This window comes from Rothia nasimurium (assembly GCF_928382285.1).
Taxonomy (GTDB): domain Bacteria; phylum Actinomycetota; class Actinomycetes; order Actinomycetales; family Micrococcaceae; genus Rothia; species Rothia nasimurium_E.
Genome location: NZ_CAKMSS010000001.1, coordinates 281546 through 299442, shown reverse-complemented (window position 1 = coordinate 299442; position 17897 = coordinate 281546). Strand labels below are relative to the sequence as shown.

Here is a 17897-nt window from a genome sequence, read left to right as displayed (position 1 = left end):
CGCTCAGGTGGCTGAACGTTTGCCAGACGGGTTCACCGGGTGAGAACAGGTGTGAAGAAAAGGCAAGGGGCACCTCGCGTCTGTGCGGGGTGCCCCTTGTCTCACCTCACCCGGGTGGGTTCGGGTTTTAGTGGTGGTACTTGGTGTGCTTGCCGCCCTGGCCGTAGCCTGCTGAGCGGAGCACGATACCGGCGACAACGCCAATGGCGATGATGGCGACGCCGACCACGAAGATGGGGGTGCTTGAGATGCAGAAACCGACTGCGCCGATGATTGAGCCGACGATCATGATGATGACCATGGCCCATGAGGCGGTGGTGTTGCCGTGGTTGTTGTAGGGCAGGTCGGGGACCATCTCAACGGTCTGCTGTGCCATGTGAGTCTCCTTGTAGTGTGTGGGCGTGCGCTCGCAGGTGTATGGGCGCTGAGCACACGGGTGCTTGTTCTCTATCTTATGAGATGCTTTCTCTATTTACCCAGCATGTCACGGGCTGTACGGAAGATTTCCTAAAAATATGGTGGTTGCTCAGTGTCTCATGGCAGGTTACTGAACTTATACTGAATGTACACATTCGCACACATTAAAGGTCACTATGAGTACACCACGCAGACTTTGGGCTACCCTGCTCGCTTCGAGCATCCTTGGGTTAGCCGGTTGTATCACAATCAATGACGCTGACACAGCGCAGCCACAGCCGTCCGTCTCTACCGTAGTTGTAACAGCTGAGGCTAGCTCCCCAGCCGCAGAAAGCCCCACCCCATCGGCGGCTTCCGTAGAGACCAGCGAACCCGAGCAAGCTCCGACCACTGCGACGCAGGCAGCTCCAGTTGGTGTAGCACCGGGAACTTCCTGTGGACCATCAAACACAGGAAGAACAACCCTCGTGGTCGCTGAAACCAGTGGCGAAATAACGTGCGAGCAGGTCCAATCGATCTTTGCTGACTTCAACGCAGCATTTGCCCAGGGCGGTACCCACCATGTGATTCAGGGGTATTCCTGTGCTGCTCTGAGGGATCCTGAAATTGAAAAAAGCGGCAGGTCGGTTACCTGCATTCGGGTTGGTAACCGTCTTGAAGCGATGACGGTGTACCCGTTGGGTGGGATACCAGTGGAGTTTACCAGTGAGTATCTAGTACCGGATGCTAAAGATATTGCCTGGTTTGAAACGGACTTCGGATACTGTTCGATGATTCCAATTAACAGTACTGTTTCGTGCACACGCACTAAGACAGCTCCACCCTCTAACCCACTAGTCATGGATCAGTCCACTCCGCCTCACTACCTTCCCACTGGTGGGTCCTACCCCAGCCAAGGTAGTTCTCCCATCTACCTACCTGCAGGATATACGCTCACCTACAGCGGGATGGCCTGTCTCAACGAAGGGCACCAGATCACCTGCGACAACGGTGTGTACAGGTTCTCGATTAGCCCGACGGGCGATTCGCTATAGAAAGCTGAGCGAGAAGATAACGATGAAAAATAAAGCATCATTCCTGTCAATTGCGGCTGCTGTAACGCTAACGCTCACTGGCTGCGTCACCATCAACAGGGCTAGCGACGAGCCATCGCCGCAGGTGACCACCGTGGTGGTAGCGCCTGAGACGAGTTCCCCCGCACCTGCTGAAGCTAGCTCAGCCGAAGCTACCCAGGATACAGCGACCTCAGCACCTGCTACCCAGACCCAAGCGCCTCAGCCCGCTGCACCTGAAGGTGTTGCTCCTGGCACTTCGTGCGGGCCTTCCAACACTGGTAGAACAACCCTCGTGGTTGCTGAAAACGCAGCTAATCTGAACTGTGCCCAGGTGCAGTCCATCTTCGCTGACTTCAACGCGGCATTCGCAAACGGCGGCGCCACTCATCATCAGATTCAGGGGTTCGCTTGCCACACCCGCTCACCCAGTGATGTGGAAATAGAGGGCCGCTCTGTTACCTGCACCCAGGGCGGAACTCGCCTGGAAGCAATGACGCAATTTGGTCTCGGTGGAGTCCCAGTTGCAAATCCCAGGATCTACGTGGATGGTGAATACGGGTTAGGCGCAGATTTCAGCACTTCATTTGCTGACTGCTCGATGGGCGGTGTGGACGCTTATGGTTTCGGATGCACCTATTACCCTGATGGGAAAAACCCTGTTTCCGCTGGAATTGCACTCCAAGTTCTTGGCAATGCGACACCAGGTCCGGGCACCAGAGAACTAGCACAGCGATCACCGCGTCCAGGTTTCGTTCAACTTCCAGTAGGTCAATCTTTCTACTATAAAAATATCGCTTGTATCAACAACGGTGATTCAGTTACTTGTGTTTCTGGTGACCAGGGGTTCACTGTTACTCAAAATGGGCATACTTTTCACTAATCATTAGCTAATCGGTTAAATAATGAAAAAATTTATTCAATTCGCTGCACTATCGGCCTCATCAGTTTTATTAATGACTGGTTGTATTACGGTCAATCAGCAGCCCACTGCTCAGCCTGAACCTCAGGTAACGACAGTTACAGCATCAGCGTCACCCGAACCAAGTCTCCCTGCAGTGTCTGCATCTTCCGAGCAGACTCTGGAAGCAGATAGCGGCACGGAGGCTGAAGCATCTTCACTAGCTCCCTCAGGCGTTGCTCCCGGCACTTCGTGTGGGGCTTCAAATACCGGTGCTTCCACTCTGGTAGTCGCCGAAAATGCGGCTGGTCTCAACTGCGACCAGGTACAGTCCATCTTCGCTGACTTCAACGCGGCCTTCGCAAACGGCGGAGCCACTCACCATCAGATCCAAGGGTTCGCCTGTCATACCAGAGGTAATTCTGACATTTGGAGAGAAGGACGCTCAGTCACCTGCACGAATAACGGCACCCGGCTAGAAGCAATGACTGTCTATAACGCCGGAGGGGTACCCGTAGTCTCCAACTCCGTGTATACCGACCCTAATGGTCGTCCGGACACAGATATTGTATTTTCTACGGGCTTTGCTCACTGCAGGATTTGGACAGGTTCTAGCGGCACCAGTACAGGCTGTAGCACCACAGCAGCGGATTCAGTGAGCATCCATTTCTACGATAATCCAAATCCAAGACACAATTTTTCTGGCGAACCTAACGTCTCCCACGGCCAACCGTCAAATAGTGATGCACCAATGCTGCCAGTCGGTCAGTCGATCAGCATATCGAGTTCTTCTTGCCTCAATGATGGAACTTTCATCATCTGCCAGGGGCAAAATTATGGGTTCAAGTTGTCAGCAGACTCTTACAGCACCACCCCATAGGTCTCTACTGCTTCAGTTCAAGACTTTGTACCGCGGGGTGCCCAGAAACAATGCATTTCCACGTTATTTCTGGGCACCCCGCGGTACAAACTTATTGATTCAAGAGCAGTGAGGCTCTTTTCCTCACATCGCTACAGGCTCCGGCAAGGACCTGCTAGTAGAGCTTCCCCACTACACTCTCAGCCGCTGCCAGCAGTTCGCCGTTGGCGACCAGTTCGACGGTTTGTTCGATTTCGGGTGAGAGGAAGCGGTCGGGGCCGGGGCCAGCGACGTCCTTACGCAGGCGCTCAATCACTGCGGCGGTTGCCGGTGAGGGGGTCTGCGGGGCGCGCAGGTCGATACCGCGGGCGGCAGTTAGGATTTCGATGGCGAGGACGCGGGTGAGCCCGTCCACCGCCTTGCGCAGCTTGCGGGCAGCCGACCAGCCCATCGACACGTGATCCTCCTGCATGGCAGACGAAGGAATGGAATCTGCCGAGGCAGGTACGGCCAGGCGCTTGAGCTCAGAAACGATAGCAGCCTGGGTGTACTGGGCGATCATGTGGCCTGAGTCCACGCCGGGGTCGTCGGCTAGGAAGGGCGGCAGGCCGCGGTTGCGGGCAACATCCAGGAAGCGGTCGGTGCGGCGCTCTGAGATTGAAGCCGCATCGGCAACAGCGATCGCCAGGAAGTCCAGCACGTAGGCCACCGGGGCGCCGTGGAAGTTACCGTTGGATTCCACCCGACCGTCCAGGGTCACCACGGGGTTATCAACGGCTGAGGCCAGCTCGCGCAGGGCAACGGTGCGGGCGTGTTCGATGGTGTCGCGCACGGCGCCAGCGACCTGGGGTGCGCAGCGCAGGGAGTAGGCGTCCTGCACGTAGGTGGTCACGTTCTCGGCATGGTGCTGGATAATGCCGGAACCTTCCAGCACCCTCTTCATATTGGCGGCAGCGGCCCCCTGGCCGGGGTGGGGTCGCAGCTCGTGCAGTTCGGGGGCAAAGACGCGGTCGGTACCGGCGAGCCCCTCAACGCTCATAGCCGCAGCGACGTCGGCGAGTTTGACCAGGGCGTCCAGGTCGGTCAGGGCCATGACCAGCATGCCCAGCATACCGTCGGTGCCGTTGATAAGGGCCAGCCCCTCTTTTTCAGCTAGTTCTACCGCGGTCAGCCCGAACTTCTCAAAGGCCTCAGCGGTCTCGTAGAGCTGGCCGTCGGCGTCCCGCACCTGGCCCTCGCCAATGATGGCCAGGGCACAGTGGGACAGGGGCGCCAGGTCGCCGGAGCAGCCCAGCGAACCGTACTCGCGCACTACCGGGGTCAGCCCGGCTGACAGCATATCGGCGTAGGCCTGGGCGACGACCGGACGGACGCCGGTGCGGCCGGTTGCCAGGGTCGAAAGGCGCAGGAGCATGAGGGCGCGAATGACCTCGGTCTCAACCTCGGGGCCAGATCCTGCTGCGTGGGAGCGAATCAGGCCGCGCTGCAGAGCCTTGCGCATCTCCAGGGGAATGTGCTTGTTAGCCAGGGCACCAAAGCCCGTGGAGACGCCGTAAACGGGGGTGTCTGAGTTGGCTAGGTCGCGGATGCGCTGGCTTGATTTTTCGATTTCAGCCAGGGCTTCGTCGCTGATGGTGACGGCCGCGCCGTGGCGGGCAACTGCGATCAGGTCGGCGAAGCTCACGGGCCCGATGCCGACGGTGACGGTGGTGGTCATGGTTTTCTCCTTTGAAAGTGTATGAGGTGAAGCAGGCTCGCAGCGAGCGCGAGCCTGCAGAACCTATAGAGTTTTACTCCGGCAGAGGCGCGTGCCGGGTTAGGACGGTGTGGATCAGGCGGGCTGCTGTTTTGGCGGTGCGTCCGTCGATGTCGAGGGAGGGGTTGAGTTCGGCTACGTCGAAGGCGGCGAGCTTGCCCGAGGCGGCAACCCTGCCCATGATGCGGTTGATGATGGCAGGGTCAACGCCGAGTGCGGCGGGGGCGCTGACGCCGGGGGCAACAGCCGCTGGCAGGACGTCCAGGTCCAGGGTCAGGTAGATCAGGTCGACGTGTGCGGTGAAGACCTCAACGAACTTGTCGATGGCTTGCAGGTTGCCCCAGTGGGTTTCTTCATCGAGCAGGTAGTGCACGCGGGCGTGGTCTGCGGCGTCGAAGAGTACCTGGGTATTGGCTGCCTCAGAGATGCCCACGACCGCGTAGGTCAGTTCGGTGCCCGCCCATTCTTCGTCGGCGAGCGCCTGGCTGAAGGGGGTTCCGCTGGTGGGTTCGTCCGCTTGGCGCAGGTCGAAGTGGGCGTCCAGGTTCAGGATGCCGATGCGGGCGGCCCTACCCTGTCCCCGGTGGTTTCTTCTGCGGGCGGACGCCGCCAGCCCCAGATAGGTGCCGTAGGCGACTTCGTGCCCGCCGCCGAGTACCACCGGCAGGGAGCCTGCGTCGATGATGGCGGTGACGGCCTCCGATAGTCTGCGGTGGCCTCCTATCAGGTCGCGGTGGGTGACGACAACGTCACCGGCGTCGCCCAGGACTAGGTCGGTGCGGCGGTTACCGGTGGTTCCCCGAGCCAGGGCCAGGGTTCCCAGGGCTGAGCGCAGGGCGGTGGGCCCTTCTGCTGCGCCGGTGCGCCCCTGGTTGCGGCGCACCCCCTCGTCGGAGGCAAAGCCGATGAAGAGGGCGTCCGGGCGCTGGGTCAGCTGGGCAAGCGGCTGCACTACCTGGAAGAGCCTGCGGTGTTCGGCACCGGGCCCGTCGTCGCGTCCGCTCCATTCCGGAGCTTTCCGGTCGGTGATTGCCTGGATCACTAGTTTTCCTCCTCGTGCAGGGGTACGACGGTTTGCCCGTCCTTCCAGACGCCTGCGACCAGGGGCACGCCGGGGCGGTAGGCCAGGTGCAGGTGGTTGGGGGCGTCCAGGGCGAGGACGTCGGCGCGGGCTCCCACGGTGATGGCACCGATGTCGGTGCGCCCCAGGGCGGCCGCTCCCCCGGCTGTTGCCGCCCAGACAGCTTCGTCCGGGCTCATGTGTAGATCCCGCACGGCCAGGGCGATGCAGAAGGGAATGGAGGTGGTGAAGGAGGTACCGGGATTGCAGTCAGCCCCCAGCGCCACCGTTGCACCGGCATCCAGCAGGCGGCGGGCGTCGGGGTAGGCGCCCCGGGTCGAAAAATCTGCCCCGGGTAGCACGGTAGCCACCGTGGAGCTGTTAGCCAGGGCGTCGACGTCCGCGTCCGTCAGGTAGACCACGTGATCCACGCTGGCAGCACCCAGCTCAACGGCCAGCTGCACACCGGCCCCGTAGGTCAGCTGGTTCCCGTGCACGCGAGCCTTCAAACCGGCAGCTATCCCTGCCTGCAGGACTGCCCGCGACTCGTCCTCACTAAAAGCCCCACGTTCGCAAAAAACATCGATCCAGGAGGCGTAGGGGGCGCACTCGGGAATCATGGTGTCTACCACCATCTGAACGTATTCGTCCTGCTTATCCCGGTACTCCGGCGGAGCCACGTGGGCTGCTAGCAGGGTCACCTCGTCGGTGCAGGCAGCGGCGACCTGCACCGACTTCAGCTCAGACTCGGCCGACTGGCCGTAGCCGGTCTTTACTTCAATCGTGGTTGCCCCGGCGCGGGCGTACTCCTGCATGAGCGAGCGGGTATTGAGTTCCAGCTCCGCTGCGCTGGCGGCCCGGGTGGCCTCGATGGTGGTGCGGATGCCACCGGCCTCGTACGGTTTGCCCTCCATACGGGCCGCAAACTCGTGGGAGCGGTCCCCGGCAAAAACCAGGTGGGAGTGGGATTCCACAAAACCCGGCAGCACAGCGCGCCCGCCCAAATCAACGCAGCGGTCGGACGCCGGTGCCTGACTGGCAGGGCCAACCCAGGCAATACGGCCCTGCTCCACCACAAAGGCGGCGTTCTCAAGTACGCCGAGGGGCCCGCGGTCCAGAGTGGGGTCATTGGTGACGAGCGACCCGATATTGGTAAAGAGACGGCTGGTCATGGCTAGCGGTTTTCCTGCATGGGAATACGAACCCCGCGCTCGACGGCAACCTGCTGGGCGTACTCGTAGCCGGCGTCCGCGTGACGAATCACGCCCATGCCGGGGTCGTTGGTCAGCACCCGCTCTAGCTTGGCAGCTGCCAGCTCAGAGCCGTCGGCGATGCAGACCTGACCCGCATGGATAGAGCGGCCCATACCTACGCCGCCACCGTGGTGGATGGATACCCAGGAAGCACCCGATGAGGTGTTCACCAGGGCATTGAGCAGGGGCCAGTCGGCAACGGCGTCGGTGCCGTCCTTCATGCCCTCGGTCTCGCGGTAGGGGGATGCCACAGAGCCGGAATCCAGGTGGTCACGGCCAATGGCGATGGGGGCAGAGAGCTCACCGTTTGCCACCATTTCGTTGAACTTGAGTCCGGCCTTGTGGCGCTCACCGTAGCCCAGCCAGCAGATGCGGGCGGGCAGGCCCTCGTAGGCGACCTTTTCACCGGCCATGGTGATCCAGCGCTTAAGGTGCTCGTTCTCGGGGAAGAGCTCGAGAATGGCCTGATCGGTCTTCTTGATGTCCTCGGGGTCGCCGGAGAGAGCGCACCAGCGGAAGGGGCCCAGGCCCTCTTCGAAGAGGGGGCGGATGTAGGCGGGCACGAAGCCGGGGAAGTCGAAGGCTCGCTGGTAGCCGGCCTTGCGGGCCTCGTCGCGAATAGAGTTGCCGTAGTCAAAGACCTCAGCACCTGCGTCCATGAAGCCCACCATGGCCTCAACGTGGGCTGCCATGGCCTCACGGGAGCGCTTGGTGAAGAGCTCGGGGTCGCGGGCGGCTTCTGCCTTCCAGTCCTCGAAGGTAACCTCGGTGGGCAGGTAGCTAAGCGGGTCGTGGGCGCTGGTCTGGTCGGTGACGATGTCGATGGGGGCCTTGCGGCGCAGCAGCTCGGGGAAGATTTCGGCGGCATTACCCACCACGCCGATGGAGAGGGGCTTTTTGGCGTCGCGGGCCTCGATGGCGAGCTCTAGGGCGTGGTCGAGATCGCGGGCCTTGACATCCAGGTACTTGTGGTCGATGCGGCGGTCAACGCGGGACTCGTCCACGTCCACACAGATTGCTACGCCCTCGTTCATGGTCACGGCCAGGGGCTGGGCACCGCCCATGCCGCCCAGACCTGCGGTGAGGGTAATGGTACCTGCCAGGGTGCCGCCAAAACGCTTGCGGGCCACCGCACCGAAGGTCTCGTAGGTGCCCTGCAGAATACCCTGGGTGCCGATGTAGATCCAGGAGCCAGCGGTCATCTGGCCGTACATCATCAGGCCTTCAGCTTCAAGCTTGCGGAAGTGCTCCCAGTTGGCCCAGTCGCCCACCAGGTTGGAGTTGGCTAGCAGCACACGCGGGGCCCACTCGTTGGTGCGGAATACACCTACGGGCTTGCCGGACTGCACTAGCATGGTTTCATCATCTTTAAGGGTCTTGAGGGTGGCGACGATAGCGTCAAAGGCTTCCCAGGAGCGGGCGGCGCGGCCGGTGCCGCCGTAGACCACCAGGTTATCGGGGTGCTCGGCCACCTCGGGGTCGAGGTTGTTCATGAGCATACGCAGGGCGCCTTCCTGCTGCCAGCCAAGGGTGTTGAGTTCGGAGCCGCGAGGGGCGCGGACGGGGCGGGGGCCGCTGGTGGTCATGTCTACTCCTTTGTGCATGATGGTCTGCTTTGCCCAGCTTCTGGTTCTTTACTTTTGCCTGACCGCGCCGGGGCGGTACAGTTGAAAGATGAAGAGGGTCACACACCTATCTTCTTGTATATACAACCACTTGTCAATGGAGTAGGCGTGGAAAAAATCACCGACTTGTCCCAGCAGTTCGCTGACCACAAGAACCTCAAGGCCCCCGCCTACCAGCTCCTCAAAACCATCATCACCGAGCAAATCACCGGCGGGCACTGGGACGCAGGTGAAACCATCCCCTCAGAAAACGAAATAGCCAGTGCCCTGGGGCTCTCCCGCATGACGGTTAACCGCGCAATCCGCGAAATGACGCTGGAGGGTCTGCTGGTGCGCACCCGCGGCGTGGGCACCTTCGTGGCAGAGCACAAAAATTCCTCTGCCCTCTTTGAGGTGCGCAATATTGCTGATGAGATTACCGAACGCGGCCACACCCACAGCAGCAAGGTTCTCGCTCTCGAAGAAATTCCAGCCGCCCAGGCCCAGCGCCGCCTGGCACCCGAGCTGGGCGAGAGGGTCTTCCACAGCGTGCTGGTGCATTATGATGACGGGCTGCCGATTCAGCGTGAAGAGCGCTACGTGAACGCTCAGGCTATCCCCGACTATCTCCAGCAGGACTTCACCAGGATTACCCCCAACTTTTACCTGGGGCAGTGCTCCCCTATTACCCGGGGTACGCACACCGTTGAGGCTGTGCTACCTACCAGCGCCCAGGCGTCCGACCTGCACATCACTCCGGCCGACCCCTGCCTGCGCCTGCTGCGCAGCACCTGGTCGGGCGATGAACTCATCAGCCAGGTGGTGCTGCTGCACCCCGGCTCCCGCAGCAGACTCGAAGGGTCTTTTGGCAGCTAGTCTTGTGTGGGGTCCTTACCCTCGCTCAGGGAGTCCCAGGCGTCGATCTCGTCGGTCTCTTCGGCTGAGGCCAGGCGGGCGGCGCGGGCAGCTGACCGGTCGTACTTACGCCCGGTCTTCCAGTGGGAGGTCGCCACAAAAGCCCATACACCGGCCAGGGCAACCAGCACGCCGAAGACGGCAGACAGCAAGGGCAGGACGGTCACTTCGTAGGAGTCCGCGGGGGCATTGGTGCCCGTAATGGCGCTGACCTGAGCCATCGAGGCAGCCTGTGGGTCGGCGTGCACACCGAAAGCGGCAACCGCCAGACCCACACCCACACCCACCAGCAAGAGAGCCAGCACCTTGCGGAGCTTAGGCCCGGCAATACGCAGGGCAACCGACGCGACCAAGGCAACCAGGGCCAGGGCAGAGACGGTGGAGCCGGCGTCCGCTCCCGAAATGTCCAGGGTGGAGGTCGAAACGACCGTGCTGACTTCGGCGCGAATCCAGGTCGGCAAAGTGGTGAGGAAGGCGGCAGTAGAAACAGCCATAGCCCCCAGCATCACGCGGGCAGGTTTAGCCCAGCCCGGCACCGGGTGCGCGGTAGCAACCTCAGCAGGCTGGGTCTGTGACTCGCTCATTTAGTCAATCACCTCGGTCGACAGGGGCGCCAGACCCGACGCGGTGAGCACGGCACGCAGCGGGGCAGCTGCCTTGTTCACAGATTCTTGGGCTTCAGAAGCGGGCACCGAGTCCATGACAATACCGGCGCCCGCCTGCACGTAGGCGCGTCCGCTCTTGAGCACGGCGGTGCGGATGGCAATGGCCATATCCATGTTGCCCGCAAAGTCGAAGTAGCCGCACACACCGGCATAGATACCGCGAGCGCTCACCTCATACTCGTCCAGTAGCTGCATGGCGCGGGGCTTGGGCGCACCCGAGAGGGTGCCTGCGGGGAAGGTTACGCGCAGTACGTCGTAGGCGTTCATGCCGTCGGCCAGCTGGGCCTGCACCTCGGATGAGATGTGCATGATGTGGCTGAAGCGCTCGATTTCCATGAACTGGGTGACGTTGACGCTGCCGGGTACCGCAATGCGGGAGAGGTCGTTGCGGGCCAGGTCGATGAGCATGAGGTGCTCGGAGCGCTCTTTTTCGTCGGCAAGCAGCTCCTCGGCCAGGGCAAGGTCTTCTTCGCGGGTGGCGCCGCGCGGACGGGACCCAGCGATGGGGTGGGTGGTGGCGGTGCCGTTTTTAAGGGTGACCAGGGCTTCGGGGGAAGAGCCGACAATCTGGAAGGGCTCGCCGTCTTCGGTGGATTCGAAGTTGAAGAGGTACATGTAGGGCGAGGGATTGGACTGGCGTAGCACCCGGTAAACGTCCAGGGCGCTGGCGCGGTTTTCTGCCTCGAAACGGCGGGAGATCACGATCTGGAATACGTCACCGTCGATGATGTTTTTCTTGGACTTTTCAATGGCGTCCAAGAAGCCCTGTTCTGCCCAGGTGTGCTTGACCTGCGCGACCTGCGCCTCGATATCCGATGTGCCGGTGAGGGTTGAGACCGACTCGGGGGCGGGCTGGGCCAGTTTGTCCATCATGGCGTAGACGCGGGAGAGGGCATCGGCGTAGGCGGCGTCGATGTTTTCGTCGGTGCCGTTGAAGTTGATGGCATTGGCGATTAGGGTGACGGTGCCGTCGGCGTTATCGTGCACTGCCATGTCTGAGACGATGTTGAGGGCGAATTCGGGCAGGTTGACGTCGTCCGCCGGGCCGCCGGGTAGTTTCTCCCAGTGGCGCACGACGTCCCAGCCCATGTAGCCGACCAGGCCGCTGGTGAGCGGGGGCAGGTTATCGAGGGGCTCGGTATGCAGCATTTCGAGGGTCTCGCGGATAGCCTCAACGGGGTCGCCCTCGGTGGGCGCGCCGGAGGGGGTAAGCCCCTGCCAGACAATCTGCCCGTTCTTGGTGGTGAGGGTTGACCGGCTAGAGGCACCGATAAAGGAGTAGCGTGACCACTGCTTCTGTTCGTTCGCTGATTCCAGCAGGAAGGTGCCGGGGGCTGGTGCGCCGTCGGCGGCGACCAGGGCCCGGTAGATGCCGATGGGGGTCATGGCGTCTGCGAGAACTTTGACGCGCACGGGAATGACGCGGCGGCTGGCAGCTAGTTCACGGAACTCTTCTAGGGTCGGTTCGACAATTCCCAAGTCGTGCATGGTTTCCTCTGGTTGTGGTGTGTCTGGGGAGCTATTCGGGGCGGACGCCGGTTGCGGCGGGCAGCTGACCGCCGGCTTCGAAGCAGGTGGTGGTTCCGGTGTGGCAGGCTGCGCCTACCTGGTCGGCCTCAATAAGCAGGGCGTCGCCGTCGCAGTCGATGCTGACGCTTTTGACGTACTGGTAGTGGCCGCTGGTATCGCCCTTACGCCAGTATTCCTGGCGGGAGCGGGACCAGAAGGTGACCCGCCCTTCGGTGAGGGTGCGGCGCAGGGCTTCGTCGTTCATCCAGCCGAGCATGAGCACATCGCGGGTGTCGTGCTGCTGAATAATTGCGGCGAATAGGCCGTGCTCATCGCGTTTGAGGCGGGCGGCGATATCGGCGGGCAGTGAAGCGCCCTCGGTGGCGCTGGGTGCTGGTGTACTCACCTTTCCATCCTAGCTGATGGTGGTAGCGGGGCTGGGGCAGCTCTCAGCATCTGGCTACGGGCTGGGGCTGGTACTTGTAGGGCTGGTGCCTGCACTGGGTGGGGCAGCCTGCCGGTAGGTTTCTGCGTGGCTGGCTACCTGGTTGGCGTAGACCACCGACCGGTTGTAGGCCAGCACTCCGCGCTGCCAGCCCTCATCGGTGCTGGTATCGCGTTGGCCCTGGCAGAGGTAGACGGCGGTGGTCAGGGCCGCGTCGTCGATGTGGTGGGGGTCGCGCATTCCGTCGGCGTTGCCGTCCTGCCCGATATAGTCCCAGGTGGAGGGGATGAACTGTAGGGGCCCCACCGCCCGATCCCACTCGGTGTCGTTATCAAGTTCGCCCCGGTCGGAGTCTTCAATGGCCATGACTCCGGGGCTGCCGTCGAGGGAGGGCCCAAAAATCTTGGGGGTTACATTTCCATCGTGGTCAGTGCTGGCACCCCGGTAGGTGCCGTGCATGGTTTCGACCGCACCGATACCCGCGATGGTGTTCCAGCCCAGCCGACATTCCGGGTAGGTTTGAGCCACGCGCAAGGACGCCCCGGCGTAGGCTGCCAGCACCCGCCGGGGAATATCGGTTGCCTCAGCGGTGGCATCAAGCCAGGAGCTATCTGCCAGTTCAGTGATGGGGGTCTGGCCTGAGAGGCTTTCCTGCGCGGACGCCGGTAGCACCTGCTCAGGTGCGGCGGGCAGCGTGGTGGGCAGATCCTCCCGGGATGCTCCTTGGAAGGATGCCGAACAGCCACTGACGGCAAGAGCAGCCAGGGCAAACAGGGGGCTCAGGCGGGCTTTGGTAGAAACTGGCATAGAACCTTTCACGGTGGGGCTGGTAAGAGCCTAGCTGGCGCAGGTCAAGAACCGGTGCGTGAGAGCTGAATGTTTCCTGCATGTCGTAACCTGCGCCCAAAGCCCTGAGGCTCCTACTTCCGGGCCTGTCAACAGGACTAGACTGGGAGCTATGACCTCTTCAGCCCTTGTTACCTCCGAACGATCCGCTCTCGTACAGGCTCTTGCTGACGCGGGGCCGTCCGCCCCTACCCTCTGTGAGGGCTGGGAAACCCGCCACCTGGCAGCCCACCTGCTGCTGCGCGAGTCCAAGCCCACCCTGGCAGCCGGGGTCATGGGCGGCCCGCTGGCTGCGCGCACCGAACGCTACACAAACCAGCTTGCCGATGAGCTGACCGGCCAGCGACGCTACGAGAAGGCCCTGCGCGATTTTGAGGCGCTGCCGGGTTACCTGCACATGCGCACGCGCTTCCCGGGTCTGGACGAGGCGATGAACCTGATTGAGTACTTTGTGCATACCGAGGACGTCCGCCGCGCCTCACTCACTGACGGCGAGCAGCCTGCCCCGCGCGAGCTGGCTGAGGGTGTGCAGGAGAAGATGTGGAAGGTGCTGCGGGCGCGCGCTCGCATGATGGCCGGGAAGAAGTACCCTCACGGGCTGGTGTTGGAAGCTCCGGGCTACTCCCCCGCTGTTCATACTGTGCTTGCTCCGCCTGCTGGCCAGGTTGCGACTGTGCTGACCGGCGAGCCGGGCGAACTGGTGCTCTACCTGTTCGGACGCGAGGCCGCGGCCCGGGTTGAGGTGAGCTAAGGACCGGTTGTGGCGCGCGCCTGCTCCGCTCCGCCCCAAGTAGGGACCAGAAAACTCCCAATAGTATGTGTGCACCACAAGGATTTCGGGAGGATTCTGGTCCCTAGTTGCTACATAGCCTCTGCAGCCAGGTAGCCCGGCAGCCACATCGCTTCCCAGGCCGGAGCCTCGGCAGCCAGCACGGTACCCGCCCGGTCAGGAACCTGGGTCGCCAAGCAATAGGCGGATGCATCAGCAGTTCGCACCAGGTAACCGTACTCGACCATCTCCCGACGCATAAAGGCATAGTCCTGCCAGAGGGCGGCCAGAATCTCGTTGACCTGTTTCTCGGTGTAGGTGCGACCCGGCTCAAAATAGGTCACCAGGTGCAACAGCAGGTGAGCGCGGGTGCGGCGCTTGGAGGGCCAGGAGGTCAGGCGTCCGCCCTGCAGAAAACGGTCAACGACTGTGCGGTGCTCTGCGTAGGCTTGTTCACGGGAATCGTTCAGGACGTCGGTCGACGGCCTGGTCTCGAGCAGGGCTGCTCGGGCGGTGGTGTAGTTCTCACCGGTTTCTTCCATGCGGGCGCGCACGAGCTTTTTGAAGTTTGATTGGGCAGTCACGGGTATCGACTTTCTTCGCACTCTAGCTGCGGTATCAATCGACGGTTCGATGGTGCCTACCCCGGTCTTGGAATGCCGGTGCAACCCGAGAATTCTCTTCCCTTCGCGCTGATGGCCTGCTTGCTAGAGTCACAGGGGCAAAGCGCTGGGCGGTGGGTGACGCCTCACACCTTTATATCACAGTCGCTCCCGAATGTAACCGAAAATGCCATCTGCGTGTTCTTTGACCGCGCAGATGGCATTTTCGATTACCTTCAATGAGCGGACGGACGCCCGCCCCCCGGCCTGGCGGGGCAGCACAAGACAACAGATGGATTAAAGACCTAAAGACTAACCTCTCCCCTGATGAGGGTGTGGGTTCTTCCGCCAACCCAAATGTCGGGTGATCCGGTGGGGCTGGCGTCCTGCCCTATCGTGATGGTGAGTCTGCCGTCGCGGTGCAGGCAGGTGCCCTGGCGTACGGTGTAGGTTCCGGCGACCCGGTTTTCGCGGGCGAGCCACTGGGCGACGGAGGCGTTGAGGGAGCCGGTGACAGGGTCCTCAGAAACGCCGATACCTGGCACGAAAGCGCGGATGTCGTAGGCGATGTCTGAACCTTCCGGGTGCATGGCGAAGACGCCGAGTTTGAGGTCTGGGCCGCGGGAGAAGTCCGGGGTGAGGGCGAGCAGACGGTCGGGGTCTGCGATTTCGACGGCGGACCAGCCGGCCCCGTTGTCGACCCACTGGTGGGAGAGAATCTGGCTGCGCTCTAGCCCTAAGGCGGTGGCGATGTCTGCCAGGATTGCCTCGTCGAGGGCACCGGTGCGGACGGTTGCCGGGGCGGCGAAGGCAAGCTCTTGGTCGCTGCGGGTGATGTCGATGAGCCCGGCGGCGCATTCTTGCACGATGACGTCGGGGCGCTGCGGCTGGCCGCCTGCTTCTAGCCAGGCGTGGGCGCTGCCCAGGGTGGGGTGCCCGGCGAAGGGCAGTTCGCCGCCGGGGGTGAAGATACGGACGGCGTAGTCGGCCCGAGCGCCAGTCGGTTGGGTGATGAAGGTGGTTTCTGAGAGGTTGGTCCAGCGGGCGAAGCTCTGCATCTGCTCGTCGGTGAGGCCGCTGCCGTCGAGCACCACGGCGAGGGGGTTGCCCTTGAGCGGAACCGAGCCGAACACATCGACCTGGGTGAAGGGGCGGGTTTTCATGTGGGGTCCTTTCGCCTGCGCTTCTACGGGGTGTACCTCTACACTACCGGGCAGCTGGCTAGCACTACTCCCAGACCGCATCTGCATCCACCACGGCCGCATCATCTTTATCGAACTCAAAGCTCCCGGCCAAAAACCCTGGCCCATCCAAAACCGCCGCTTCCACCAACTACGAAACCAGGGCATAGACGTTCGCATCATTGATCACCCCAGCCAGATTCAGGAGCTCACCCATGCACTACGCACCCCATAACTACCAGACCCAGGCCACCATATTTATTGAGGACCATTCCGAGGCAGCCATCCTGTTAGGGATGGGCCTAGGGAAAACCGTCATCACCCTCACCGCCATCTGGAACCTCCTACTGGACTCCTTCCAAGCCCGCCGCGTGTTGATCATCGCCCCACTGCGGGTCGCCCGAGACACCTGGCCAACAGAAGTCCTCAAATGGGACCACCTTCACGGGCTCACCACAGCAGTAGCCGTCGGAACCAAAACCCAGCGCATCCAAGCCATAACAGCTGAGGCCATGGTGACCATCATCAACCGTGAAAACGTCCCCTGGCTCATCAAACATCTAGGTAGCAGCTGGCCCTACGACATGGTGGCGATCGATGAACTCAGCTCCTTCAAATCCCACACCGCCCAACGCTTCAAAGCACTAGCTTCACGCAGGGCAGCCATCACCCGCATGATCGGGCTGACCGGAACTCCTGCCTCTAACGGGCTCATGGATCTTTGGGCCCAATTCCGGCTCCTGGATGGAGGGCAGCGTCTGGGCCGCTACATCAGCCACTACCGCAACCACTACTTCATCCCAGATAAACGCAACGGCCAACACATCTTCACCTACAAACCCCGCGAAGGAGCTGAAGAAGAAATCTACGCCGCCATCGCCGATATCACCCTGTCCATGAAAACCACCGACTACCTCACTCTGCCGGATCTCACCGTCACCAACCACCACCTCACCATGGGCCCCACAGAACGCAACGCCTACGAGCAGCTACGCGATGAGATGGTCCTCGAACTAGAGGACACAACCGTCGATGCTGCGAACGCTGCAGCCCTCTCAGGCAAACTACTCCAGATGGCCTCTGGGGCGGTCTACACAGACACCGGGGACACCACCACAGTTCATACCAAGAAACTCGATGCCCTTGAAGATTTGGTGGAAGCAGCTAACGGAAACCCGCTCCTGGTGGCCTACTGGTTCAAGCACGACGCCACCCGCATCCAAGAGAGAATCCCTGCCGCCAGAGTCTTGAGGACCAGCCAGGACATCCGGGACTGGAACGCAGGTTTAATTCCGGTTGCTTTGATTCACCCAGCCTCCGCCGGGCACGGTCTCAACCTACAAGCCAGTGGCAGCATCCTGATCTGGTTTTCCCTGACCTGGTCCTTAGAGCTCTATCAACAGACCAATGCCCGCCTCTACCGGCAAGGGCAGACACGACCCGTCACCATCACCCACCTGGTCACCACCGACACCCTCGACGAACGAGTCCTGACGGCGCTGGAGGCCAAAGACACAACCCAAGCTGCCCTCATCGACGCCGTCGCCTGGGCCCTGACCGATAAGGAGAGAACCGAATGCATGTCATGACCCGCTACCTCGATACCCACAAAGCAGCCATCAAAGCCCTACAGGACTACCAGTTCATGGAAGCTGCAGCCCAACCCAACCAAGAAGCAGCCACACTCAAGGCAGACCTCACCTGCGTCTCATCCCCGACAATGGATGGAATGCCCCATGCCCGAGACCCACACAGAGGCGAAAGTAGAATCACAGCCACCTTGGACAAAATCGACGTCCTGGAACAACGCACCGCCCAAGCCAGGCAGTACCTACACTGGTTCGGCACCGCCTGGGACAGGCTTTCTGACGATGACAGGTTCGTGCTAGAGAACTTCTTTCTCGGCGAGGGCAGCCAGGAAGAGAAGGTCCGGTTCTTGGGTGAGCACTTCCATGTCGAACGGGACTCGGTCTACCGGAAGAAAAACCGGGCAGTGGAGAGACTGGCTGTTGCCCTCTACTGGAAATGAACCCAGGCGTCACAAGGTATCCGGAACTTGCTAT

Annotated in this window: 17 protein-coding genes; 6 read left to right on the top strand and 11 right to left on the bottom strand. The window is 61.6% G+C overall.

Going from position 1 to position 17897, the window contains the following annotated elements; translation table 11 throughout:
• Positions 1–127: 127 nt before the first annotated feature.
• Positions 128–376: an HGxxPAAW family protein gene (locus tag L6758_RS01285; RefSeq protein WP_237185301.1), complete on the bottom strand. Its 249-nt coding sequence runs from the start codon at positions 374–376 to the stop codon at positions 128–130.
• Positions 377–1473: 1097 nt separating this feature from the next.
• On the opposite strand from L6758_RS01285, the gene L6758_RS01280 reads away from it, so the two are divergent.
• Positions 1474–2352: a hypothetical protein gene (locus L6758_RS01280; RefSeq protein WP_237212004.1), complete on the top strand. Its 879-nt coding sequence runs from the start codon at positions 1474–1476 to the stop codon at positions 2350–2352.
• Positions 2353–3404: 1052 nt separating this feature from the next.
• Here L6758_RS01280 and hutH read toward each other — a convergent pair.
• From hutH to hutU, 4 genes are all read right to left on the bottom strand, one after another.
• The gene (gene hutH, locus L6758_RS01275) at positions 3405–4946 is read right to left on the bottom strand and encodes a histidine ammonia-lyase (protein ID WP_237204856.1); all 1542 of its coding nucleotides are present in this window, start codon (positions 4944–4946) and stop codon (positions 3405–3407) included.
• Between the two features lie 73 nt (positions 4947–5019).
• Entirely contained in the window at positions 5020–6027 is a 1008-nt protein-coding gene (gene hutG / locus L6758_RS01270; protein WP_237204855.1) for a formimidoylglutamase, read from the bottom strand.
• Positions 6027–7217, bottom strand: a complete 1191-nt coding sequence (hutI, locus tag L6758_RS01265; protein WP_237204854.1) for an imidazolonepropionase — start codon at positions 7215–7217, stop codon at positions 6027–6029. The genes hutG and hutI overlap by 1 nt, the downstream gene beginning before the upstream one ends.
• Before the next feature lie 2 nt (positions 7218–7219).
• Complete coding sequence (hutU, locus tag L6758_RS01260) at positions 7220–8884, bottom strand: urocanate hydratase (RefSeq protein ID WP_237204853.1); 1665 nt, start codon at positions 8882–8884, stop codon at positions 7220–7222.
• A 147-nt stretch (positions 8885–9031) separates the two neighbouring features.
• Here hutU and hutC point away from each other — a divergent pair, with 147 nt between their 5' ends.
• The gene (gene hutC / locus L6758_RS01255; protein WP_237204852.1) at positions 9032–9778 is read left to right on the top strand and encodes a histidine utilization repressor; all 747 of its coding nucleotides are present in this window, start codon (positions 9032–9034) and stop codon (positions 9776–9778) included.
• Here the strand turns inward: hutC and L6758_RS01250 are convergent.
• From L6758_RS01250 to L6758_RS01235, 4 genes are read right to left on the bottom strand one after another with little or no spacing between them, the layout of a single operon-like run.
• A complete protein-coding gene (locus tag L6758_RS01250) occupies positions 9775–10401 on the bottom strand; it encodes a Trp biosynthesis-associated membrane protein (protein ID WP_237204851.1) in 627 nt (208 codons plus the stop codon). The genes hutC and L6758_RS01250 overlap by 4 nt on opposite strands.
• Positions 10402–11970 carry an anthranilate synthase component I gene (locus tag L6758_RS01245; protein ID WP_237204850.1) on the bottom strand — a complete coding sequence of 523 codons (1569 nt, stop codon included), beginning with the start codon at positions 11968–11970 and terminating at the stop codon, positions 10402–10404.
• A 31-nt stretch (positions 11971–12001) separates the two neighbouring features.
• Positions 12002–12397 (bottom strand): phosphoribosyl-AMP cyclohydrolase, encoded by a 396-nt coding sequence (gene hisI, locus L6758_RS01240; RefSeq protein WP_237195718.1) that lies wholly within the window; start codon positions 12395–12397, stop codon positions 12002–12004.
• 54 nt (positions 12398–12451) lie between these two features.
• A complete protein-coding gene (locus L6758_RS01235) occupies positions 12452–13243 on the bottom strand; it encodes a lytic transglycosylase domain-containing protein (protein WP_237204849.1) in 792 nt (263 codons plus the stop codon).
• A gap of 151 nt (positions 13244–13394) precedes the next feature.
• Between L6758_RS01235 and L6758_RS01230 the strand changes: the two genes are divergently transcribed.
• Positions 13395–14033, top strand: a complete 639-nt coding sequence (locus L6758_RS01230) for a TIGR03085 family metal-binding protein (RefSeq protein WP_237204848.1) — start codon at positions 13395–13397, stop codon at positions 14031–14033.
• Between the two features lie 110 nt (positions 14034–14143).
• Here the strand turns inward: L6758_RS01230 and L6758_RS01225 are convergent, their stop codons facing one another.
• Positions 14144–14635, bottom strand: coding sequence for a DUF2087 domain-containing protein (locus tag L6758_RS01225; RefSeq protein ID WP_237204847.1), 492 nt, complete (start codon positions 14633–14635; stop codon positions 14144–14146).
• A 323-nt stretch (positions 14636–14958) separates the two neighbouring features.
• Positions 14959–15816, bottom strand: coding sequence for a PhzF family phenazine biosynthesis protein (locus L6758_RS01220; RefSeq protein WP_237204846.1), 858 nt, complete (start codon positions 15814–15816; stop codon positions 14959–14961).
• Here L6758_RS01220 and L6758_RS01215 point away from each other — a divergent pair.
• Genes L6758_RS01215 through L6758_RS01205 form a run of 3 tightly spaced genes read left to right on the top strand, consistent with a single transcriptional unit; the run spans position 15815 to position 17863 of the window.
• On the top strand, positions 15815–16069 hold the full coding sequence (locus L6758_RS01215) for a VRR-NUC domain-containing protein (protein WP_237198885.1): 255 nt from the start codon (positions 15815–15817) through the stop codon (positions 16067–16069). The genes L6758_RS01220 and L6758_RS01215 overlap by 2 nt on opposite strands.
• The gene (locus L6758_RS01210; RefSeq protein ID WP_237198886.1) at positions 16050–17423 is read left to right on the top strand and encodes a DEAD/DEAH box helicase; all 1374 of its coding nucleotides are present in this window, start codon (positions 16050–16052) and stop codon (positions 17421–17423) included. Before L6758_RS01215 ends, L6758_RS01210 begins: the two co-directional genes overlap by 20 nt.
• The gene (locus L6758_RS01205; protein WP_237204845.1) at positions 17411–17863 is read left to right on the top strand and encodes a hypothetical protein; all 453 of its coding nucleotides are present in this window, start codon (positions 17411–17413) and stop codon (positions 17861–17863) included. The genes L6758_RS01210 and L6758_RS01205 overlap by 13 nt, the downstream gene beginning before the upstream one ends.
• The last annotated feature ends 34 nt before the right edge of the window (positions 17864–17897 follow it).